Below are 21,934 nucleotides of genomic sequence, written 5' to 3'. Positions count from 1 at the left end.
GCTTCCTATCCGCCTAGCACGTTCACGCAGTCACGGGCGATGGCCAGCTCTTCGTTCGTCGGGACCACCAGGACGGCGACCGGTGAATCGTCGGCGGAGATCTGGCGCGCGCCCTGGCCGCCGCCCAGGTTGCGGCGCTGATCGAGCACGATGCCAAGCTCCTCCATCCCGGCCACCGCGTCGCGGCGCACCGCCGGGTCGTTCTCGCCGATCCCCGCGGTGAAGCTGATGACATCGGTGTGCCCCAGTACCGCCAGGTAGGCTCCGATGTATTTGCGCAGCCGGTGCGTGAACACGCTGTAAGCCAATTGCGCTGCGTTGTCGCCGGATTCGATCATCGTACGCAGCCGGCGGAAGTCACGCTCACCGGACAGACCCAACACCCCGGAGCGCTGGTTGAGCATGGACTCGACGTCGTCGACTCCCATCTTGGCCGCGTGCGAGAGGTAGCCGACGACGCTGGGGTCGATGTCGCCGCTGCGGGTGCCCATCACCAGACCTTCCAACGGCGTCAAGCCCATCGACGTGTCCAGCGGCCGGGTACCGGCGATGGCCGACGCGGAGCAGCCGTTACCCAGGTGCAGCACAATCTGTTTCAGGTCGCCGACCGATCGGTTCAGGAACGCCGCGGCCTGCTCGCTGACGTAGCGGTGCGACGTTCCGTGAAACCCGTACCGGCGGATCTGATACCTCTGCGCCAGGTCGCGATCGATGGCGTAGGTGGCCGCCGCGGGCGGCAGGTCGTGAAAGAAGCCGGTGTCGAACACCGCGATGTGGGCGATGTCGGGCAACAGTTTGCGCGCGACCTCGATGCCCTTGAGGGCGGGCGGATTGTGCAGCGGGGCCAGCTCCGACAGTTCGCCGAGTCTGCCGATCACCGCGTCGTCCAGCAGCGTGGGTTGATTAAAAGTGTTGCCGCCGTGCACCACCCGATGACCCACCGCGACGATGCCGCTCGCCTTCAGGTCGATGCCGTCGTCGGCCAGCGCGTCGAACGCGCGGCGCAGCGCGGCGTCGTGGTCGGGAACCGACGACGATTCCTCTCCGATCCGCTCGACCAGGCCCGTCGCCCGGGCGGCACCCGAATCGGGATCGACCACTTGGTATTTCAAAGATGACGAGCCGGAATTGATCACCAGCACCAGGCGCGTGTCGCTGCTGTCCGCCACCGCTACCCCTGCGCCTGAATCGCCGTGATGGCCACGGTGTTGACGATGTCTTCGACCAGTGCACCCCTGGACAGGTCGTTCACCGGCTTGCGGAGGCCCTGCAGCACGGGCCCGATGGCAAGTGCGCCGGCGCTGCGCTGCACCGCCTTGTAGGTGTTGTTGCCGGTGTTGAGGTCGGGGAAGATCAGCACCGTGGCGCGGCCGGCCACCGGCGAGTCGCGCAATTTGGTGGCCGCGACCGATGGTTCGATCGCGGCGTCGTACTGGATGGGTCCCTCCACCGGCAGGTCGGGATTGCGTTTCCGCACCAATTCGGTTGCCGTCCTTACCTTGTCGACGTCCGCGCCGGTACCCGAGTCGCCGGTGGAGTACGACAGCATCGCCACCCGCGGTTCGATGCCGAACTGCGCGGCGGTGCGCGCCGACGAGATCGCGATGTCGGCCAGCTGCTCGGGTGTCGGGTTCGGGATGATCGCGCAGTCGCCGTACGCCAGCACCCGATCGGGCAGACACATCAGGAAGATGCTGGACACGGTCGAGACGTCCGGGACCGTCTTGATGATCTCGAACGCGGGCCGAACGGTGTGGGCGGTGGTGTGCGCGGCGCCGGACACCATGCCGTCGACATGGGAGTTGTGCACCAGCATGGTGCCGAAATACGTGCTGTCGCGCATGGCCTCGCGGGCCTGCTCGACGGTGACGCCCTTCGCCTTGCGCAACTCGGCGTACTGCTCGGCGAACTCGTCGCGCAGCCGGCTACCGCGCGGGTCGATCACCGTGGCATCACCCAGGTCCACGCCGAGTTCTCCCGCACGCTGGCGGATTCGGGCCTCGTCGCCCAGGATGGTCAGGTCGGCGACGCGGCGCTGCAGCACCCGTCCGGCGGACCGCAGGATCCGGTCGTCATCGCCTTCGGGAAGCACGATGTGCTTGCGATCCGAACGTGCCTGCAGCGTCAGCTGGTGAATGAACATCTGCGGTGTGGTGACGGTGGGGATCGGAATGGAAAGCTGTGCAAGCAGATCCGTGATGTCGACGTGGCTGTCCATCAACTCCAGCGCGGTGTCGATCTTGCGCTGCGATGTCGCGGTGACCCGGCCCCGCGCCGCCGCCGCCGCGCTGGCGGTGTCGTAGGTGCCCAGTGCGGTCGCGACGATCGGCAGCCGCAGCCGAAGCCCGGCGACCAGGGCGGCGATGGACGGATGCAGCGCGAAGCCGCCGTTGAGCACGATGCACGACAGCGACGGAAAGCCTTCCGCAGCATGGGCACTGGCGACGGCGAGCACCACGTCCGAGCGGTCTCCGGGCGTGATGACGGCGATGCCGTCACGCAGCCGCTCCAGGACGTGGTCGGCGGTCATCCCGGCGACCAGTACGCCGGTGACCTCGCGTTCGCGCAGCGGCTCCTCGCCGCTGACCGGCGTACCGCCGACCGCCTTTTCCAGTTCGGCCACCGTCGGTGCCGACAGCAGCGGCTCGTCGGGCAGCACGTAGCTGCGCTGGGCGAATTTGCGCAGGGCTGCCGCGATGTCGGTCAGCCCGGCCGGATCACAGCGGTTGACCACCACCGCCGCGGTATGGGCATGCTGGGCGTCCAGCTCGGCCAGGCAGACGTCGATGACGCTGGCGATCTCGGCGGCCGTGCGCCCCTGGCCGCTGACCGTCAGCAGCAAAGGCGCACCCAGGTTGACCGCGATGCGCGCGTTGGTGGAGAGTTCCGCGGGCCGGGCCACGTCCGTGTAGTCGCTGCCAACGATCACCACGACGTCGCACGCCTGCGCCACCGCGTGATAGGCGTCGACGATGCCGGCGAGGGCGGCGTCACCGTCGGCGTGCAGCTGCTGATAGGTGACGCCGACGCACTGCTCGTACGACAGACCCGCGGTGGTCCGCGTCAGGAGCAGTTCCAGAATGTAGTCGCGCTCGTCGCCGTCGGAGCGCGTAATGGGCCGGAACACACCGACTTTTGCGACCGTCGCGGTCAATCGGTGCAGCAGCCCGAGCGCGATGGTCGACTTGCCGGTCTCCGGCTCGGGGGCGGCGATGTAGATCGCGGTCACTGAACTGATACAGCGCCGGAGACCATTCGCCCGCCTCTCAGGCCAGCCGCCGCAGCCGCGGCGCCAGGTCCTTTTCGAAGAGCTCCAGGAACCGGCGTTGGTCGTGGCCGGGCGCGTGGAACACCAGGTGGTTGAGGCCCCACTTCACGTACTGGCCGACCTTTTCGACCGCCTCGTCGGGGTCGGACGCCACGATCCAGCGCTTCGCGACCTGCTCGATGGGCAGCTCGTCGGCGGCCTTCTCCATCTCCAGCGGGTCGTGAATGCTGGTCTTCTGCTCGGCCGTCAGCGACAGCGGCGCCCAGAACCGGGTGTTCTCCAACGCCTTGTCCGGGTCGGTGTCGTAGGAGATCTTGATTTCGATCATCCGATCGATGTCGTCGGGATTCTTGCCGGCCGCCTCCGCGCCCTCCTTCATGGCGGGCATCAGCTTGTCCTTGTACAGCTCCTCGCCCTTGCCGGAGGTGCAGATGAAGCCGTCGCCGGCGCGGCCCGCGTACTTGGCCACCTGCGGACCGCCCGCGGCGATGTAGATCGGGATGCCGCCCTCGGGCACGTCGTAGATGGAGGCGCCCTTGGTGTGGTAGAACTCGCCCTCGAAGTCGACCCGGTCGCCGAGCCACAGTTCACGCATCAGCCGCACCGATTCGCGCAGCCGGGCATAGCGTTCCTTGAACTCCGGCCATTCGCCCTCGTAACCGGTGGCAATCTCGTTGAGCGATTCGCCGGTGCCGACACCGAGGAAGATGCGGTCCGGGTACAGGCAGCCCATCGTCGCGAACGCCTGCGCGATGACGGCGGGGTTGTAGCGGAAGGTCGGGGTGAGCACCGAGGTGCCCAGCACCAGCCTCTTGGTGCGCTCCCCGACGGCGGTCATCCAGGCGAGCGAGAACGGGGCGTGTCCGCCCTCGTGCCGCCACGGCTGGAAGTGGTCACTGACGGTTGCGCTGTCCATGCCGTGCCCTTCGGCGGCGACAGCGAGTTCGACGAGCTCGCGCGGTGCAAATTGTTCAGCGGACGCTTTGTATCCGAGTTTCAGTTCAGCCACCTGTTCTTTCTACTCCTGTCGTGGCGGTCGCGATCCCTCGCGCCCGGCTGCGCCGCGCTTGCGATCGCTCCTCGCAGCGCCCCTACACTCGCGGGCATGGGATCGGCGCCGACTCTCGTTCAAGTGACCGACACGGTGTACCTCGCCCGGGGCGAGGCCGTTAACTGGACGCTGGTCGTCGACGGCACCGGCGTGCTGCTGATCGACGCGGGATATCCCGGCGACCGCGAGGACGTGGTGTCGTCGCTGCGGGAGCTGAGCTATGGGCCCGGTGACGTGCGCGCCGTCCTGCTCACCCACGCCCACATCGACCACCTCGGTTCGGCGATCTGGCTGGCCCACGAATACGGCACCGACGTGTACTGCCATGCCGACGAGGTGGGGCACGCCAAGCGGGAGTACCTGGAACAGGCGTCGGTTTTCGATGTCGCCCTGCGTATTTGGCGACCACGCTGGGCCGCCTGGGGGTTGCACGTGCTGCGCAGCGGCGGCCTGATTCGCGACGGCATCCCGTCCACCCGGCCGCTAACCGCCGAGGTGGCCGCGAGCCTGCCGGGCCACCCCAGCGCGGTGTTCACCCCCGGGCACACCAGCGGGCACTGCTCGTACGTGGTCGACGGCGTGCTGGTCAGCGGCGACGCGCTGATCACCGGGCACCCGCTGCTGCGCCGCGGCGGGCCGCAGCTGCTGCCGGCGGTGTTCAGCCACAGCCAACAGAATTCGCTGCGCAGCCTGGACGCGCTGGCCCTGCTGGACACCGACGTCTTGTTGCCCGGGCACGGCGACGTGTGGCGCGGCCCCATCCGGGAGGCGACCGCACGCGCCATCGCGCTGGCTCAGTGACCGCAGTGGCACCGCCGAAGTTCCTATTGTGTGACTCTCAAACGTGCCCCTTGAAAGACGTTGGGGCGGCACTCAAGTCAAGTGAGCCACTTCTCGAACGCGATCGGCAGGAACGGACCCCACGACGGCAGCGGGTCCGGCGCTATCCGGGTATACCCCGTCGCGTCATAGAGCGCCTCGGCCTCGGGCTGCCGATTGCCGGTGATCAGGTAGAGCCGCCGATACCCACGCGCCCGGGTCTCGGCCTCCAGCGCCGCCAGCAGTTCCCTGGCGTAGCCGCGGCGCCGGTGGGCGGCGTCGGTCCAGATCCGCTTGAGTTCCGCGGTGTCGGCGTCGTAGCGGCGAAATGCGCCGCCGGTCACCGGCACGCCGTCCACCACGCCGATCAGCAGGCCGCCGTCCGGCGGCGCCAGCTCCGCCTGCGGCACGGGCAGCCAGGTCAGGTGGGTGCTCGGAGTGCCGCCGTATCGCTGCGCATACTCGACGGCCAGTTCGGCCAGCAGCGGTTGCGCCAGCGGGTCGTCGTGAGTGGCCGACACGAACCGCAATTGGCCGTGCGACGGGGTTGAATACGGCATCACCAACACTCAAACGCGTGTCGCGGTGACGTATTCCGGGATGAACTCCGAGTCGCCGGGGCCGGTCCGTCGCCGCCCGCCCAGGCCCATCGCGCCCAGCAGCTCGGTAATGGTGCGCCCAACCGTCTCCCAGCCATTCGACGCCAAATACTCCGGCACGTAATGGTATTCACCGGGATAGGTCAGGCTGGCCAGGTCGACGTCCAGGCCGCGCTGTCGCCAGCCGTCGACGAAGGCTCGCTCGGCCCCGAGCTGCAACGGATTCCAGGTGGGCATGTGATCGGCGGTGAACCGGCTGCCCGCCGCGCTCGCGGCGGTGACGCCGTTCAGCAACTGACTGTGCTCGGCGGGCGGTAGATATCCGACGAGCAGCTGCTCGGCGACCCAGGCCGTGGGCTGGGCGGCGTCGAACCCGACCCGGCGCAGCGCCGCAGGCCAATCCTGTTGCAGGTCAACGCCGATCGCACACCGGTTGGTGGCCAATTCGGCGTCGAGCCCGTGCAGCACTTCGGATTTGAAGTCGAGCACCTGCGGTTGATCGATCTCATAGACCGTGGTCCCCCGCGGCCACCACAGCCGGTACGGCCGGGTGTCCAGACCCGACGCCAGGATCACCACCTGCCGGATGCCCGCGCGGCCGGCCTCGGCCAGGAATTCGTCGACGAACCGGGTGTGGGCCGCCAGCGCGTCCATCAACGCCGTCATGGCCGGGTCGTCGCCGTCGTCCTCGGCGAACACGTGATCCTTGATCGCCCGGGTGAGGTAGTCGATCCCGACCGCGCACAGCAGCGGCTCGGCGAACGGATCGTTCAGCAGCCCCTTGCCGGTGGCCACCGCCCGCGCGGCCGCCCCGAAGGTTGCGGTCACCGCCACGTCGGCCGTCTGCGCCATGGTCGCCTCAGACGCCGGAGCGACGCCGCAGGGCCAGCCCGGCGGCCACCCGCCAGCCCAGCAACAACAGCGCGGTGACCGTCGTCGCCACCACCACGAAACTCGCCGCCACACCCGCGGAGCTCGCCTTGCGCAACAGCATGCCGACCACCACGGTGGACAACCACACGACGACCCCGGTCGGCACCACGGCGGTCGGCCGGCGCCACCCGCGGGAGATCAGCCAGCCGACCACGGTGCCGGTGAGGAACGGCCACGCCGTCACGGCGATGCCGGTGACGTTGAGGCCTTCGTCGTGGCTGCGGCGCCCCACGGCGCAGAACACCAGCACCCCAATGACGTCCACCGCGAGCCAGGCCGGCCGCTGGAGCCTAAGCATGCAGGCAGACTACCGGGACGCCGCGCGATCCTTGACCGCGCAGCCGCGGTGAACCTAGATTCGTCTGAAATGAACACCCATTCACTCCGCCGGGCCGGCGGTGGTGACCGGCGGCCCGACGATGGCAGGCTGATCCCATGAGCACAAAGACGCCACCCGCCTTCGACCGTGACGACCCGCTCGGCCTCGACGCCTCGCTATCCAGCGACGAGCTCGCGGTGCGCGACACCGTCCGGGAATTCTGCGCCGAGCACGTCCTGCCGCACGTCGCGGAGTGGTTCGAAATCGGTGACCTGCCGGTCCGCGAACTGGCCAAGGGATTCGGTCAGCTCGGCCTGCTGGGCATGCACCTGGACGGGTACGGCTGCGGCGGCGCCTCCGCCGTGCATTATGGGCTGGCCTGCGTGGAGCTGGAGGCGGCCGACTCCGGCCTGCGATCGATGGTCTCGGTGCAGGGGTCGCTGGCGATGTTCGCGATCTGGAATTTCGGGTCCGAGGAGCAGAAGCAGGAATGGCTGCCCGGCATGGCCACCGGTGAGTTGCTCGGCTGCTTCGGGCTGACCGAACCCGACGTCGGCTCCGATCCGGCGGCGATGAAAACCCGCGCGCGCCAGGATGGTTCGGACTGGGTGCTCAACGGCCGCAAGTTGTGGATCACCAACGGCTCGGTCGCCGACGTCGCGGTGGTCTGGGCCGCCACCGACGACGGGGACATCCAAGGCATTCGGGGATTCCTAGTGCCCACCAAGACACCGGGGTTTTCCGCCAACACGATTCACCACAAGCTGTCGCTGCGCGCCTCGATCACCAGTGAGCTGGTGCTCGACGACGTGCGGGTGCCTGCCGACGCGATGCTGCCCGAGGCCAAGGGGCTGCGCGGGCCGCTGTCCTGCCTGTCCGAGGCCCGCTACGGAATCATCTGGGGCTCCATGGGAGCCGCCCGCTCGGCCTGGCAGGCCGCGCTGGATTACTCCACGCAACGCACCCAGTTCGGCCGCCCGATCGCCGGCTTCCAGCTGACCCAGGCCAAGCTCGTGGACATGGCGGTCGAGCTGCACAAGGGTCAGCTGCTTTCGCTGCACCTGGGCCGCCTCAAGGACAGCGTCGGGCTGCGTCCCGAGCAGGTCAGCTTCGGCAAGCTCAACAACACCCGTGAGGCGATCAAGATCTGCCGCACCGCGCGAACCATACTGGGCGGCAACGGAATATCGCTGGAATACCCCGTCATACGGCATATGGTTAACCTCGAATCGGTGCTGACGTACGAGGGCACGCCGGAGATGCATCAGCTCGTCCTCGGCCAGGCGTTCACCGGCAGCGACGCCTTCCGCTGACAGGAGCATCGATGGCCGCACGCCTGCAGTACACGCCCGAGCATCATCAGTTCCGGGACCTGGTACGCGATTTCGTACAGCAGACGGTCGTGCCTAATCACGAGATTTGGGAACGGGACGGCCAGTGGGATCGCTCGCTGTTCGTCGAGGCGGGCAAACTCGGGCTGCTGGGCTTCTCGGTGCCCGAGCAGCTCGGCGGCCCGGGCGTGTGCGACTTCCGCTACAACGCGATCGTGATCGACGAGTTGCAGCGTGCGGGTGCGGCCGCCGAGGCCATCGCCTTCACGCTGCAAAACGACGTGGTACTGCCCTATCTCACCGATCTGACCACGCCGGAGCAGCAACAGCGCTGGTTGCCCGGCGTGGTCACCGGCGAGACGGTGCTCGCCATCGCGATGACCGAGCCCGGCACCGGCAGCGATCTGGCCGGAATCCGCACGACGGCGGTGCCGGACGGTGACGACTACGTCGTCAACGGCGCCAAGACGTTCATCTCCAACGGACAGGTCGGCGACCTCTTCGTCATCGCGGTGCGCACCTCACCGGACCGCCACCACGGGCTGTCGCTACTGGTCGTCGACCCCGCCACGCCGGGATTCTCCCGCGGCCGCAACCTGGAGAAGATCGGCCTGCACGCCCAGGACACCAGCGAGCTCACCTTCACCGATATGCGGGTGCCGAAGGCCGATCTGCTCGGGGAAGAGGGCAAGGGCTTCTACCAGCTGATGAAAAACCTGCCCCAGGAGCGGCTCGCGCTCGGGGTTGGGGCGGTGGCCGCCGCCGAAGGCATCCTGGCCGAAACCCTCGACTACGTGCGTGACCGCACGGCGTTCGGCTCACCGATCGCCAGCTTTCAGAACAGCCAATTCGTGCTCGCCGAGCTGGCGACCGAAATCGACATCGCGCGTACCTATCTCGACGACTGCCTGGCCCAACACCTGGAGGGTGAGCTGACCGCCGCGCGCGCCGCCCGGCTGAAGTGGTGGACCACCGACCTGCAGGTGCGCACCGCCGACCGCTGCCTGCAGCTGCACGGCGGGTACGGCTACATGCGCGAATACGGCGTGGCGCGCGCCTTCGTCGACGCCCGGATTCAGACCATCTACGGCGGCACCAACGAGATCATGAAGACGATCATCGCCAAGGACCTCGGCATCTGAGGTTGTGATGGTCACCGATTACAGCGAGCTGCCCGTCGAGGAGGCGGTACGCGCGGCCCGGGCCGGCTCGCGGCGCCGGCAGGTGCTCGACGCCGCGGTCAAGGTGATGGGCCGCACCGGGTTTCATCAGATGTCCATGCAGGATCTGGCCACCGAGGCCAAGGTCAGTGTCGGTCTGATCTACAAGTACTTCGGCGGCAAGGAGGACCTGCTGCTCGCGACGATCGTGCGGATCCTGGACGTGTTCCGCGATCAGCTGGCACCGGTCATCGCGGCCGCCGGTGACGACGTCGTCGACCAGTTGACAGCCGGCGTGCGCCGCTATATCGAGATCGTCGACGAGAACCTCGACGGCGTGGTGCTGACCTACCGGGAGAGCCGCACCCTCGGGGCGCCGGGTCGCACCCAGATCAAGGACCTCGAAATCGCCACCGCCGCACCGCTGCGCGCGGTGATCGAGGCGGGCATCGCCCAGGGCGTCTTTCGCCGCGTCGACGTCGACCTCACCGTGTTCGACATCATGCTGCTCGCCCACGGCTGGGCGCTCAAGCACTGGCACTTCGGGCCGATCTACAACATCGATCAGTACATCGCGCTACAGACCCGCCACCTGCTGACCGGGTTGATCGCCGACGACCGCCGCGCCGGCTACGCGCACGTGCTGAAATAAGGGTCATGAGAATGACCATCCGCCCGATTCGCAGCATGCTCGCGCTGCTGGTCCTGGGTGCCGCCGCCGGGATGCCCGCGGCGGGCGCCGATCCCAGCGGAGCACTTCCCGCGATGACCTCCAGCGGTGCCGGGCCGATCATCGGCGGCGGCTCGACCGCCGGGCAGGGAATCTCGCAGCAGCTCTTCAGCTTTGGCAACCCTAACCTGGTCCAGGAGGTGGACGGCTCGGACGCGGCGCAATTCATCACGGCCGCGGCCGGGGCCGCCAACCAGCAGCTCGCGGGTCCGTTCTCGCTGCTACGCCGGGCGTTGACCTGCCAGACCAACAACGCCGGATTCGGCGCCCGCGCCTATCGGCGCAACGACGGACAGTGGGGAGGCGCGATGTTGGTCGCCGCCAAGAGCGCTATCCCGAACGTCGACAGCCTGGTCGCCTGCGCCAAGACCAACTGGCGCAGGACGGCGGCCGGTGGCGAAGCCGCGATGTGCGACAACGGCTGGACCACCCCCACCTCCTACGAAAGCCGCCGTGGCGAGACCTATTACATCCTGCTCGCCGGCACCGCCGCCGACTTCTGCAGCGACCTCAACGCCAAGTACAAGAGCGACGCCAACGCGTGGCCGTTCTAGGCCGAGGTGAGGTGCCACCGAAGGGCCGGTGAAACCGGTTGCCGGCTTGACGGTTTCGCCGCGGCGTGGCCGCCGCCGATTTGGTTGCCGAGTTGAATTCATATCCGGCTAGCGCACACCGCGGCCGAGCAGCGGGATTAGCGTCCCAATATAGCCGTGCCGATGTGACCGCGCAGGATATTTCCATTTCTTCCCGGCGGTCGATTTTGCTGAAATTCCATTCGCGCCGAGTCGGCCGCATCCGGCAGGCGATCTCGACTCATCCGTTCGACGAATCGAGCGCCGATATTCGCGAAATCCCTTATCTACGAGTCATTGAGCACGTAAGCTGACCCGCGTCGGGCATCAGACAATCGTCTCCCAGACGAAGGGGGTTCTTTATGTCGCGTCGTACCGGCAAAATTGTCCTCGCCTTGGTCCTCGCTCTCGCAGCACCAATGACCTCGGCTTGCACGGTTCCGCTCGTTATCGATTGCGGACCCGGGTTGACCTGCACCGGATAGCAGTGCAGTAACCGAACGGGCCGCGAAGTAATTTGCGGCTTTTCGTTCGGATATACCTTCGCGTTTCGCGAAGTTCCAGAGGTGACCGGCCGGAGCCGCGACAAGGATCGCTGATCCAGCGCGACTCCGGCCGGGATCCTGCAACACACAAGGCATTTCGGGTGGCCGTCAGCCCATGCACAGGCCTGGGTCGATGGCCGTCCGGTGCCTTGGTGCGCGTGCACATCCGAAATGTGCCGAAACCCGAGTCCTTACAACGGCTTTCGCCCGTGACGTCCCTTCGGCCAATTGTGGTTGCCGCGCGCGGCGCTCCGGTATTCGGAGGATGCCTCGCCTTTCTCCCGGGTGGCGTCGTACGGTGGACATGCGCTGGGAAGATTGACACCCAGGCCCACGCGTGAAGAAGGGACAGGCATGTCGCGCCATCGTGTCGTCATCATCGGAAGCGGCTTCGGCGGACTGTCCGCGGCCAAGGCGCTCAAGCGCGCTGACGTCGACATCACGGTGATCTCGAAAACGACCACGCACCTGTTCCAGCCGCTGCTGTATCAGGTGGCCACCGGAATCCTGTCCGAGGGCGACATCGCGCCGACCACCCGACTGATCCTGCGCCGCCAGCAGAACGTGCGGGTGCTGTGGGGCGAAGTCTCGGCCATCGATCTCACCGCGAAGACGGTCACGTCACAGCTGATGGGCATGGAGACGGTGACGCCCTACGACAGCCTCATCCTTGCCGCCGGCGCCCAGCAGTCTTACTTCGGCCACGACGAGTACGCCGCCTTCGCGCCCGGGATGAAGAGCATCGACGACGCCCTGGAGTTGCGGGGCCGCATCCTCGGCGCATTCGAGGCCGCCGAGGTCGCCACCGATCCGGTCGAGCGTAAACGCCGCCTGACCTTCGTGGTGGTCGGGGCGGGGCCCACCGGCGTCGAGCTGGCGGGCGAGATCGTCCAGCTGGCCGAACGCACGCTGGCCGGGGCATTCCGGACGATCACCCCGAGCGAATGCCGCGTCATCCTGCTCGACGCGGCGTCCGCGGTGCTACCGCCGATGGGTCCCAAGCTCGGCCTCAAGGCGCAGCGGCGGCTGGAGAAGATGGACGTCGAGGTCCAGCTCAACGCGATGGTGTCCGCCGTCGACTACATGGGCATCACGATCAAGGAGGAGGACGGCGGCGAACGCCGCATCGAATGCGCGTGCAAGGTGTGGGCGGCCGGGGTGCAGGCCAGCTCGCTGGGCGCGATGATCGCCGAGCAGTCCGACGGCACCGAAACCGACCGCGCCGGAAGGGTGATCGTCGAACCCGACCTCACCGTCAAGGGACACCCGTACGTCTTCGTGGTGGGCGACCTGATGTCGGTGCCCGGCGTCCCCGGCATGGCGCAGGGCGCGATCCAGGGCGCCAAATACGCGGCCACCATCATCAAGCGGGCCGCCAAGGGCAACGACAATCCGGCCGACCGCAAACCGTTCAGGTACGTCAACAAGGGCAGCATGGCGCTGATCTCCCGCTACAGCGCCGTCGCGCAGGTCGGCAAGGTGGAGTTCGCCGGATTCGTCGCCTGGCTGGCGTGGCTGCTGCTGCACCTGTACTACCTGGTCGGCCACCGCAACCGCATCGCCGCCATGTTCGCCTGGGGCATCTCGTTCCTGGGCCGCACCCGCGGCCAGATGGCCATCACCAGCCAGATGATCTACGCCCGCCCGGTCGTCGACTGGCTGGAACGGCAGGCGCAGGACGGCAGCCTTGCGGCGGCCGAGCATGTCGACTCGGCCGAGAAACAGGCCGGCTAGCTCAACGCCCGATCGATGTCGGCGATCAGATCGTCGGTGCCTTCCAGCCCGACGGAGATGCGCACCACGCCGTCACCGAGCCCGATCGCCGCGCGACCGTCCGGGCCCATCGCCCGGTGCGTGGTGGTCGCCGGATGCGTGACAAGGGATTTGGCGTCGCCGAGATTGTTCGAGATGTCGATCAGCTGCAGTTTGTCCAGCACCTCGAAGGCGCGCCGCTTGGCTTTATAGTCGGGGCAGTCGAGCGCGAAGGTGATCACCGTTCCCCCGCCGGACATCTGGCGCTTGGCCAGGTCGTATTGCGGGTGTGAGGACAGATACGGATAGCGGACCCAGCTCACCGCCGGATGGTCCTCCAGGAATTCGGCGATCCGGTAGGCTGAGGAATTGCTGTGCTCCACCCGGACCGCCAGCGTCTCAAGCCCTTTCACCAGCACCCAGGCATTGAACGCGCTCATCGCCGGGCCGGTGTGCCGCATCAGCTTCTGCACGGGACCGTCGATGTACTCCTTGTCGCCCAGGATGGCCCCGCCGAGCACCCGGCCCTGGCCGTCGATGTGCTTGGTGCCGGAGTACACCACCACGTCGACCCCGAGCGGAATGCCCTGCTGCAGCAGCGGTGTAGCAAAAACGTTGTCCAACACCACTTTTGCGCCTGCGCTGCGGGAAAGCTCGCACACCGCGGCGATGTCAACCAGCGACTGCATCGGATTCGACGGTGTCTCGAAGAAGACCGCCGTGGTGGGCACCGACAACGCCTGCTCCCACTGGGCCAGGTCGTCGCCGTCGACGAAGACGGTTTCGACCCCCCAGCGCGGCAGGATCTCGTTGCACACCACGAAGCACGAGCCGAACAGGCTGCGCGAGGCGACCAGCCGGTCCCCCGCGCCCAGCAGCGCCCCCAGCGAGGTGAACACCGCGGCCATGCCGCTCGCGGTGGCGAAGGCCGCGGGCGCCCCTTCGAGCAGGCGCAACCGCTCCTCGAACATCGTCACGGTCGGGTTGCCGTACCGCGAGTAGACGAAGTGGTCCACCTCGCCGGTGAACGACTGCTCCGCGATCGCCGCCGACTCGTAGACGTAGCCCGACGTCAGATACATCGCCTCGGCGGTCTCGTCGAATCCCGAACGCAACAGCCCGCCGCGCACGCCGATGGTCGCCTGGCTGATTCCCTCAGGTAGCGCCGCGGGCGTGCGAACGGAGTCGTCGTCGGCCGGAGTCATCGCCGGTTCAGCCCTGTTTCCAGGGCAATCCGATTGCGCGCCAGCCCGTCTCGCCCCGGTGGCCGTTGGCATCGAGCTGGCCCTCGAAGCCGTCCAGGATGTTGTAGGCCGGCGTGATGCCGAGCTCGGTCGCGACCTCGGCGGCGCCGATGGAACGGTTGCCGGAGCGGCACAGGAACAGCACCGGCCGCTGCGCACCGGCTTCGGCCGGCGCAACCTGCTCGCGCAGCTGCTCGCCGAAGTTCGCGTTGTGCCGTCCGTCGGACGAGTTCCACTCCAGGAACAACACCTCACGGCCAAGGCTGGACAGATCGGGCACACCGACGAATCGCCATTCGGCGTCGGTCCGCACGTCCACCAGCACGGCGTTGGGGTTGTCGCTCAGCAGCTTCCATGCCTCCAAGGGAGAGATGTCCCCGGCGTAGGAGTGTGCGCGCTCTGTGTTCATGCTCGTATTCCCTCGTTGCTCGTTGTCAGCCACACTATCCGCGCCTGAGCGGTCAAGCCCCGGCCGGATTGCCCCCGTACCCGCAGCGATACCTGACTTGCGATCGTATCGAGGCCGTCGCCGGGGCCCGCTGGGGGCGGGTGGATTCGCGCGAAAGGGCGCGGGTTCAGCCGTGTGACTCCGGCGCGGCCAGCCGGCCGGCGACCTGGCCGGCGCGCTCGCGGGCGGCCGCCACCTCCGGTGCGGTCGCCAACGCCCGGTAGCCGCGCCCGAGCACCCGCAGGTCGCTTTCGGGCACGCTGAGCGCCCCGGTCAGCGCGACGGGGTCATGGCAGTCGACCTGGTCGATCGCGCGGGCGGCGGCCGGCGACACCATCATGGTGTCCACCGGCAGGCCCAGGATGGTGCGGGCCTGCAGTTCGAACGCCGAGAGCCGCTGGCTGCGCAGCGTCACCCAGGCGCTGTCGGTCGGGCGTGAGGTGACGTCGGTGAAGTAGACCTCGTCGCCGTTGACCATCAATTCGACCGCGAAGACGCCGCGCCCGCCCAGCGCCTTGACGATCCGCGCGGCGATCGACTTCGCGGCATCCGTCGCCGCCGCGCTCATGTTCTGGGGCTGCCAGGATTCCAGTACCTGCCCGGCGGAGCCGCGATGACCGATGGGCGAACAGAATTCGATCGCCGGACCGGCCGGGCCGTCGCTGCGCACCGCCAGCAGCGTCACGTAGAACTCGACCTCGACCACGGTTTCGGCGAGCACCCGCGGCTGCCCTGGGCCCGCGTGGGCACCGACCGCGCGTTGCCACGCCGGCCCGAGGTCTTCGCGCCGCGCGACCACCGACTGCGCCGGCCCGGTGGGCCCGGACACCGGCTTGACCAACAGCGGGTATCCGGCGTGCGCGCCCACCGCCTCGAGTTCGCCCGGCGACCCGGCGAACCAGAACGGCGCGGTGGGCAGCCCCAACTCGTCGGCGGCCAGCCGGCGCAGGCCCTCGCGGTCGGCGCTGAGCCGCACGGCACGGGCGCTGGGCACCAGCTCGGTGTGATTGCCGCCGGATCCGGTGGCCAGGGCGTCCAGGGCGCCGGCGGCGACGGCGTCCGAGGCGGTCACCACGAAATCGGGTTGCAACCGCTGCAGCGCCGCGGACAGCTCGGCGGCCTCGGTCAGCGGGAGCACCATGGCCTGGTCGGCCACCCCGTGCGCGGGTGCGTGCGGGTGCGCGTCGACGGCGACCACCCGGGCCCCGAGGCGGCCCAGGTCGATCGCCAGCTCCCGGCTGATCTCGCCGGAACCCAGCAGCACCACCGTCGGCCTGCCGTCGGCGGGGGTGTCCGGCTGGGCTTCGGCGCGCGCGGGAGGTTGCTGGGGCACGACGAGCGCCGTCGTTTCGTCGTCCCGTCCGTCGGTCACGCCGTCAGTCACGGCTCAAGGATAGGTCGGATCCGCATGTGCCAGGCCGCGCTCAGGGCTGGCCTGGGAGTAACTGCACCATCAGGCCGTTGGCCTCGGCCAGCAGCGCGCCGTCACCGTCGACCAGTTCCGCGGACACGAACGCCTTGCGCCCCTCGGTGCTGGTGACCCGTCCGCGCACCGCCAACGGCGCGTCGATCGGGGTGATCTTGCGGTAGTCGACGTGCAGGAAGGCCGTGCGGCTGATGGGCCGGTTCGACGCGTGCGACACCATCCCGAACATGTGGTCGAACAACAGCGGAAGCACGCCGCCGTGCACCGCGTGGTTGCCTCCGACGTGGAATCGGGTGAAACGGCCCTGCATTTCGCAGCCGTCGGGCTCGTAGCGCGTCAATGTCCACGGCGGCAGCAGCAGACTGCCCATGCCGGGCAGGCCCGGCGTCCGCCCGGCCGGTGCCCGGCCCTCCACGGCGGCCTGAAACGGGCCCAGCAGCTCCGTCAGCGCCGCGACCCGGTCGGCCGCCTCGTCCCACACGGCGTCGTCGGGGTCGGCCGACACGGCGAGGTCCTGCAGCCGGCGCATGGCCGCCACGAACCGCCCGAAGCCGGGCCCGGGGTCGGCCACCCCGTATTCGGGAAAGCCGCCGTGATGTTCGTATTCGGGGTCGAGGTCTTTGGGGTCCTGGGCGGCATCCGTCACGGACGGGCCGCCAAGACATCGCGGCGCACGATGGTCTGTTCACGCCCGGGCCCCACGCCGATGCACGAAATATACGCTCCGGCAAGCTCTTCCAGCCGCAGCACGTAGTCGCGCGCCTTGGCGGGCAGGTCGTCGAATTCCCGGGCGTCCGAGATGTCCTCCCACCAGCCGGGCAGTTCCTCGTAGATCGGTTCGGCGCGCGCCAAATCGCTCTGCGTCATCGGCATCTCGTGGATGCGCGCGCCGTCGATCTGGTAGCCCACGCACACCGGAACCGTGTCCAGGCTGGACAGCACGTCGAGCTTGGTCAGGAAGAAGTCGGTGATGCCGTTGACCCGGGTGGCATAGCGGGCGATGACGGCATCGAACCAGCCGCAGCGCCGGCGCCGGCCAGTGGTGACACCGAATTCGCCGCCCGTCTTGGACAGGTATTCGCCGTTCTCGTCGAACAGCTCGGTGGGGAACGGGCCCGAGCCGACGCGGGTGGTGTAGGCCTTGAGGATTCCCAGCACCGCGGTGATCCGGGTGGGGCCGATACCCGAACCCACGGCCGCGCCGCCCGCCGTTGGATTCGACGACGTCACATAGGGATACGTGCCGTGGTCGACGTCGAGCAGGGTGCCTTGCGAGCCCTCCAGCAGCACGGCCTCGCCGGCCTCGAGCGCCTGGTTGAGCAGCAGCCGGGAGTCGGCGATGCGGTGCCTGAAGCCCTCGGCCTGCTCCAGCAGGGCCTCGACCACCTGATGGGGATCCAGCGCCTTGCGGTTGTAGATCTTGACCAGGATCTGGTTCTTCAGCTCCAGCGCGGCTTCGACCTTGTGCGTCAACACTTCCCGATCCAGCACATCGGCGACCCGGATGCCAATCCGCGCGATCTTGTCCTGATAGCAGGGGCCGATGCCGCGGCCGGTGGTGCCGATCTTCTTGTTCCCCATGTAGCGCTCGGTGACCTTGTCGATGGCCACGTGGTAGGGCAACAGCAGGTGCGCATCGGCGGAGATGAGCAGCTTGGAGGTGTCCACGCCGCGGTCTTCGAGGCCCTTGAGCTCGTCCAGCAGCACGCCCGGGTCCACCACCACACCGTTGCCGATCACATTGGTGACGCCGGGCGTGAGCACCCCCGACGGGATCAGGTGCAGCGCGAAGTTCTCCCCGCTGGGCAAGACGACGGTGTGCCCGGCGTTGTTGCCGCCCTGGTAGCGCACCACCCACTGAACGCGCCCACCGAGCAAATCGGTGGCCTTACCTTTGCCCTCGTCGCCCCATTGGGCGCCGATGAGGACGATTGCCGGCATGACACGCTCCAACCTGATCTCGCCTGCGTATTGTGGTCCAGCCGGTGACCCACCCTAGCCGGGCGACCATGCGGGCCGCCGATGGCCAGCTGAGGAGCCGGGCAAATCAGCTTAAGCCAGGACCTGGCGAGACCGGCGTGACAGAGCCGGTAAAGGCGGCCGCCGGGTGCGGCGACCTCACCCGTAGGGCGCCGCGACCGGAGCGCTTGCCGCCGGCGGCTTGGCCGCGCACACGCCGGTCCTGGTGGACGCGTCCAACATCAGGCACAGGCCGTTGGCGCCACGGCCGTTCTTCAGACCAGACCAACCCGGATGCACCGGTTTCCCGTTCCAGCTGATCAGCGTCCAGCCATCGTGGGGGCTGCCCTGGATCACGACGATGCCCGTGTTGGGCAGCGGGTCGAAAAGCAGCAGCAACGGATCGGGATTTTTGACGCTCATCATCGTTCCGACGCCGATGGCGAATTCGCTGGAGAACGCCACCTCGGTGATCCTGCCGTTCGAGGCGCGGACCGGGTTGGCAAGGGCGCTGCCATACATCGTCTGGAGCACGTCGCTAAAGCGTCCGACGTTGGCCGCGGCATTGCCGTACACGGTTTGCAGCGCGCCGTCGAAACGCCTGCGGAACTCGTACCCGTTGGAATCAGTGGAGCCGGGAGCCAGCATCGGCACGATCCGTAGCCCGAGCATCCACGCGATCGGGGCCAGCAGGTACGCGAGTCCGCCGAGGCTGACCTGCGGCTGGCCGTTGAAAGCGCCGGCGTCGATCTCGTTGAGCCCCGGCAACACCTGCGCGTTCATGCCCAACGCGGCAGCCAGCGGCGCCGCGGTCCGCTGGGTCCTGATCAGCTGCGACGCAAAGATCGCGGCGACCGGGCCCTTGGCCGCGAGCACGCCGGCGACGGTCTGCGCCTGTTGCTGACCGAGCGCGGTGAGCGAGGCTCCGGGCGGCGCCGTGTCGATCAGACTCGCCGCATTGGCTGTCGACTGCCCGTGTCGCACCAAATCGATCACGATCGATTCGTCCGCCCACGCCGTCGCAGATCCACTGCACAGCAGGACAATCGAAAGCAGCACGGCGCCAAAGCGGCACAGCGGCTTCGTCAGCACCGGACGCGCGTGGGGCCGGCACCTGACCCGAGCAATGCGGTTCGCGCCCTTGACAGGATGGTGGTAAGTCGGCGAATGGTAGTTCTCCGTTCCCTTAACCACTCGTGGCGGGATTCCGCGCAACGTAGGCCCTGTGGCAGGAGTAAAGTATCCGGTTGTTTCCCGGCAGCGTTGCAACAACTTTCGCAGTCCGAAACCATGTTGTGACTGTGTCGTTATGGCGGGATCTTTCGACGTCGCAGCTCATTTCCGGCCAGAGATGTTGGGAGACAAAGGCATTGGATGCTTCTTGATTGGATAGACTGTGACGCAAGGAGATCGAGCCGCCGCGGTTCTTCTGTTCGGCCAACGGCGCACCTACCGACCGTTGCGGGGCATGCCAACCCACCGAGTCGTCGGTGAAACGGATATCGACGCCGCGATCGGCCCATACCGGCGGCTGGTGGTGCTGGGCGGCGACGCCGAGTTGGCCACGGTGCTGGCCCGGCTGCTGCGTGCCGAGCGGCTCGACATCGAGGTGGCGTACGTGCCGCGCCGCCGCACCCGGGCCACCCGGATCTACCGCCTGCCGGCCGGATTCCGGGCGGCACGGCGCGCCCGGCGGGCTGGGGCGCGCCGGGTGACGCTGATCCGCGACGAGACCGGGTCGGTGATCGTGGGGCGGGCGGGCTGGGTGCCGGCGGATGGCGCGCGGTCGATCCACGGCGAGGCGGTGGTCGACGACACCACGTTGTTCGACGGTGACGTCGAACGCGTGTGGATCGAGCCGATGCCGGCGGCGCCGGGCCTGCGGGCAGCGGTCGCGGGCCGTCTGTGGCCCCGCTGGGTCACCGGCCGCGCCGCCCAGCTGGGCAGCACGGGCGCCGCCGTGGTGCGTGACGGCGTGGCGGTGCCGCGCGCCGCGCGCCGCTCGGCGTTCTACCGCAACATCGAAGGCTGGCTGCTGGTCGGCTAGTTTCGATCGGTGAGCTTCCCCTCCTCCCGGCACAAATCAGTACGGCCCAGCCCGATCTTCCTGGGCCTGATCGCGCTGACGGGTGTCGGCGCCGCGCTGGCCTGGTCGGCCGGGATCAGCACGCGGCCACTGGCTTATGCAGGAGTGTTCGTCTTCGTGATCGCCGGCTGGCTGGTGTCGCTGTGCCTGCACGAATTCGGGCATGCGGTGACCGCCTGGCGGTTCGGCGATCACGATGACGCCGTGCGCGGGTACCTGACCCTGGACCCGCGCCGCTACGCCCATCCCGCGCTCTCGCTGGTGCTGCCGATGGTGGTCATCCTGCTGGGCGGTATCGGCCTGCCCGGCGCGGCGGTCTACGTGCGCACCTGGTTCATGACGCCCGCCCGCCGCACCATGGTCAGCCTGGCGGGCCCGGCGGCCAACCTGGTGCTGGCGGTGCTGCTGCTGGCGGCGACGCGGTTGTTCTTCGACCCGGCGCACGTGGTGCTGTGGTCGGGGGTGGCGTTCCTCGCGTTCCTACAGCTCACCGCCGTGTTGCTGAACCTGCTGCCCCTTCCGGGCCTGGACGGATACGACGCCCTGGAACCGCATCTGAGTCGCGAAACCCAGCGCGCGCTGGCGCCGGCCAAGCAGTGGGGATTCGTCATCCTGCTGTTCTTGCTCCTGGCACCCGTGCTCAACCAATGGTTCTTCGGGGTCGTGTTGTCGTTGTTCGACGTGTCCGGCGTGCCGGACGTCCTGGTGGGTTGGGGCAACGCGCTGACCCGCTTCTGGAGCCGCTGGTTCTGACCCTTGCCATATATGCGCTATTGCGCATATATTTCGCGCCATGGGCGCAGGCCACAACCACACCCCCGCCGAGACGGACGACGCTCGCCTGATCCCGCGCATGATCATGGCCGCGGCGATTCTGGCGGCGTTCTTCGTGGTGGAACTGGTCACCTCGCTGCTGATCAACTCGATCGCCCTGCTGGCCGACGCCGGCCACATGCTGACCGACGTGGTCGCGGTCTTCATGGGGCTCGCCGCCGTGACGCTGGCCCGCCGCGGCAGCGCGTCGCCCGCCCGGACCTACGGCTGGCATCGCGCCGAGGTGTTCACCGCCGTCGCCAACGCCGGGCTGCTGATCGGCGTGGCGCTGTTCATCCTCTACGAGGCCGTCCAGCGCCTCAGGGAAGCTCCCGCCGTCCCCGGCGTGCCGATGATCGTGGTCGCGCTGGCCGGGCTGGCCGCGAACTTCGTCGTCGCGTTGTTGTTGCGTTCCCACTCGTCGGGCAGCCTGGCGGTCAAGGGCGCCTACATGGAGGTCGTCGCCGACACCGTGGGCAGCCTGGGCGTGCTGATCGCCGGAGTGGTCACCGTGACGACGCACTGGCCCTACGCCGACGTGGTGGTGGCGGTGCTGGTCGCGCTCTGGGTGCTGCCCCGGGCCGTCGCGCTGGCCCGCGACGCGCTGCGGATCCTGTCCGAATCGTCGCCGACCCACATCGACGTCGAGGAGCTGCGCGCCGCGCTCGGAGCCGTCGACGGGGTGATCGACGTGCACGACCTGCACGTGTGGACCCTGTCACCAGGCAAGGACATGTGCACCGCACACCTGATCAGCGCCGGTGACTCCGCGCGGGTGCTGCACGACGCGCGCGGAGTGTTATCGGAGCGCGGGCTGGAGCACGCCACCGTTCAGATCGACTGCCCCGACGACACCGATTGCTCGGACAGCTTCTAGCG

At 68.3% G+C, this 21,934-nt stretch carries 22 protein-coding genes; 10 read left to right on the top strand and 12 right to left on the bottom strand.

The window, feature by feature from the left end:
* Nucleotides 1-5: 5 nt before the first annotated feature.
* Genes ACZYVJ_RS17485 through fgd form a run of 3 tightly spaced genes read right to left on the bottom strand, consistent with a single transcriptional unit; the run spans nucleotide 6 to nucleotide 4,277 of the window.
* Complete coding sequence (locus ACZYVJ_RS17485) at nucleotides 6-1,142, bottom strand: acetate kinase (protein ID WP_463833040.1); 1,137 nt, start codon at nucleotides 1,140-1,142, stop codon at nucleotides 6-8.
* Nucleotides 1,143-1,171: 29 nt separating this feature from the next.
* Nucleotides 1,172-3,238, bottom strand: a complete 2,067-nt coding sequence (pta, locus tag ACZYVJ_RS17480) for a phosphate acetyltransferase (RefSeq protein ID WP_463833039.1) — start codon at nucleotides 3,236-3,238, stop codon at nucleotides 1,172-1,174.
* Nucleotides 3,239-3,266: 28 nt separating this feature from the next.
* The gene (gene fgd / locus ACZYVJ_RS17475) at nucleotides 3,267-4,277 is read right to left on the bottom strand and encodes a glucose-6-phosphate dehydrogenase (coenzyme-F420) (protein WP_463832175.1); all 1,011 of its coding nucleotides are present in this window, start codon (nucleotides 4,275-4,277) and stop codon (nucleotides 3,267-3,269) included.
* 96 nt (nucleotides 4,278-4,373) lie between these two features.
* On the opposite strand from fgd, the gene ACZYVJ_RS17470 reads away from it, so the two are divergent.
* The gene (locus ACZYVJ_RS17470) at nucleotides 4,374-5,120 is read left to right on the top strand and encodes an MBL fold metallo-hydrolase (protein ID WP_463832174.1); all 747 of its coding nucleotides are present in this window, start codon (nucleotides 4,374-4,376) and stop codon (nucleotides 5,118-5,120) included.
* 77 nt (nucleotides 5,121-5,197) lie between these two features.
* On the opposite strand, the gene ACZYVJ_RS17465 is transcribed toward ACZYVJ_RS17470, so the two are convergent.
* From ACZYVJ_RS17465 to ACZYVJ_RS17455, 3 genes are read right to left on the bottom strand one after another with little or no spacing between them, the layout of a single operon-like run.
* Complete coding sequence (locus ACZYVJ_RS17465) at nucleotides 5,198-5,698, bottom strand: GNAT family N-acetyltransferase (protein ID WP_463832173.1); 501 nt, start codon at nucleotides 5,696-5,698, stop codon at nucleotides 5,198-5,200.
* 9 nt (nucleotides 5,699-5,707) lie between these two features.
* Nucleotides 5,708-6,589: a class I SAM-dependent methyltransferase gene (locus tag ACZYVJ_RS17460; protein ID WP_463832172.1), complete on the bottom strand. Its 882-nt coding sequence runs from the start codon at nucleotides 6,587-6,589 to the stop codon at nucleotides 5,708-5,710.
* Nucleotides 6,590-6,596: 7 nt separating this feature from the next.
* Nucleotides 6,597-6,968, bottom strand: coding sequence for a DUF3054 domain-containing protein (locus tag ACZYVJ_RS17455; protein WP_463832171.1), 372 nt, complete (start codon nucleotides 6,966-6,968; stop codon nucleotides 6,597-6,599).
* 137 nt (nucleotides 6,969-7,105) lie between these two features.
* Between ACZYVJ_RS17455 and ACZYVJ_RS17450 the strand changes: the two genes are divergently transcribed.
* From ACZYVJ_RS17450 to ACZYVJ_RS17425, 6 genes are all read left to right on the top strand, one after another.
* Entirely contained in the window at nucleotides 7,106-8,302 is a 1,197-nt protein-coding gene (locus tag ACZYVJ_RS17450) for an acyl-CoA dehydrogenase family protein (RefSeq protein WP_463832170.1), read from the top strand.
* Between the two features lie 11 nt (nucleotides 8,303-8,313).
* Nucleotides 8,314-9,462: an acyl-CoA dehydrogenase family protein gene (locus ACZYVJ_RS17445; RefSeq protein WP_463832169.1), complete on the top strand. Its 1,149-nt coding sequence runs from the start codon at nucleotides 8,314-8,316 to the stop codon at nucleotides 9,460-9,462.
* A 7-nt stretch (nucleotides 9,463-9,469) separates the two neighbouring features.
* Nucleotides 9,470-10,132 (top strand): TetR/AcrR family transcriptional regulator, encoded by a 663-nt coding sequence (locus ACZYVJ_RS17440; RefSeq protein ID WP_463832168.1) that lies wholly within the window; start codon nucleotides 9,470-9,472, stop codon nucleotides 10,130-10,132.
* A 5-nt stretch (nucleotides 10,133-10,137) separates the two neighbouring features.
* Nucleotides 10,138-10,764: a hypothetical protein gene (locus ACZYVJ_RS17435; protein ID WP_463832167.1), complete on the top strand. Its 627-nt coding sequence runs from the start codon at nucleotides 10,138-10,140 to the stop codon at nucleotides 10,762-10,764.
* A 65-nt stretch (nucleotides 10,765-10,829) separates the two neighbouring features.
* Complete coding sequence (locus ACZYVJ_RS17430) at nucleotides 10,830-11,096, top strand: hypothetical protein (protein WP_463832166.1); 267 nt, start codon at nucleotides 10,830-10,832, stop codon at nucleotides 11,094-11,096.
* Between the two features lie 585 nt (nucleotides 11,097-11,681).
* Nucleotides 11,682-13,061 carry an NAD(P)/FAD-dependent oxidoreductase gene (locus tag ACZYVJ_RS17425; protein WP_463832165.1) on the top strand — a complete coding sequence of 460 codons (1,380 nt, stop codon included), beginning with the start codon at nucleotides 11,682-11,684 and terminating at the stop codon, nucleotides 13,059-13,061.
* On the opposite strand, the gene ACZYVJ_RS17420 is transcribed toward ACZYVJ_RS17425, so the two are convergent.
* The 6 genes from ACZYVJ_RS17420 to ACZYVJ_RS17395 all read right to left on the bottom strand — a co-directional run bounded on the left by ACZYVJ_RS17420 (nucleotide 13,058) and on the right by ACZYVJ_RS17395 (nucleotide 19,248).
* On the bottom strand, nucleotides 13,058-14,284 hold the full coding sequence (locus tag ACZYVJ_RS17420) for an O-succinylhomoserine sulfhydrylase (RefSeq protein WP_463832164.1): 1,227 nt from the start codon (nucleotides 14,282-14,284) through the stop codon (nucleotides 13,058-13,060). The two genes, ACZYVJ_RS17425 and ACZYVJ_RS17420, sit on opposite strands and share 4 nt — an antisense overlap.
* A 7-nt stretch (nucleotides 14,285-14,291) precedes the next feature.
* Nucleotides 14,292-14,732, bottom strand: coding sequence for a rhodanese-like domain-containing protein (locus ACZYVJ_RS17415; RefSeq protein ID WP_463832163.1), 441 nt, complete (start codon nucleotides 14,730-14,732; stop codon nucleotides 14,292-14,294).
* Nucleotides 14,733-14,898: 166 nt separating this feature from the next.
* Entirely contained in the window at nucleotides 14,899-16,155 is a 1,257-nt protein-coding gene (gene purT / locus ACZYVJ_RS17410; RefSeq protein ID WP_463832162.1) for a formate-dependent phosphoribosylglycinamide formyltransferase, read from the bottom strand.
* 40 nt (nucleotides 16,156-16,195) lie between these two features.
* Complete coding sequence (locus ACZYVJ_RS17405) at nucleotides 16,196-16,843, bottom strand: PaaI family thioesterase (protein ID WP_463832161.1); 648 nt, start codon at nucleotides 16,841-16,843, stop codon at nucleotides 16,196-16,198.
* A complete protein-coding gene (locus ACZYVJ_RS17400; RefSeq protein WP_463832160.1) occupies nucleotides 16,840-18,138 on the bottom strand; it encodes an adenylosuccinate synthase in 1,299 nt (432 codons plus the stop codon). Before ACZYVJ_RS17400 ends, ACZYVJ_RS17405 begins: the two co-directional genes overlap by 4 nt.
* A gap of 177 nt (nucleotides 18,139-18,315) precedes the next feature.
* Nucleotides 18,316-19,248, bottom strand: a complete 933-nt coding sequence (locus ACZYVJ_RS17395; RefSeq protein WP_463832159.1) for a histidine phosphatase family protein — start codon at nucleotides 19,246-19,248, stop codon at nucleotides 18,316-18,318.
* A gap of 376 nt (nucleotides 19,249-19,624) precedes the next feature.
* Between ACZYVJ_RS17395 and ACZYVJ_RS17390 the strand changes: the two genes are divergently transcribed.
* From ACZYVJ_RS17390 to ACZYVJ_RS17380, 3 genes are read left to right on the top strand one after another with little or no spacing between them, the layout of a single operon-like run.
* Nucleotides 19,625-20,203 carry a peptidase M50 gene (locus ACZYVJ_RS17390; protein ID WP_463832158.1) on the top strand — a complete coding sequence of 193 codons (579 nt, stop codon included), beginning with the start codon at nucleotides 19,625-19,627 and terminating at the stop codon, nucleotides 20,201-20,203.
* Between the two features lie 9 nt (nucleotides 20,204-20,212).
* Nucleotides 20,213-20,995, top strand: coding sequence for a site-2 protease family protein (locus ACZYVJ_RS17385; RefSeq protein ID WP_463832157.1), 783 nt, complete (start codon nucleotides 20,213-20,215; stop codon nucleotides 20,993-20,995).
* Nucleotides 20,996-21,035: 40 nt separating this feature from the next.
* Nucleotides 21,036-21,932, top strand: coding sequence for a cation diffusion facilitator family transporter (locus tag ACZYVJ_RS17380; RefSeq protein WP_463832156.1), 897 nt, complete (start codon nucleotides 21,036-21,038; stop codon nucleotides 21,930-21,932).
* The last annotated feature ends 2 nt before the right edge of the window (nucleotides 21,933-21,934 follow it).

The organism is Mycobacterium sp. IDUB_3 (genome assembly GCF_055419585.1).
This window is presented reverse-complemented; position numbering and strand designations above follow the sequence as displayed.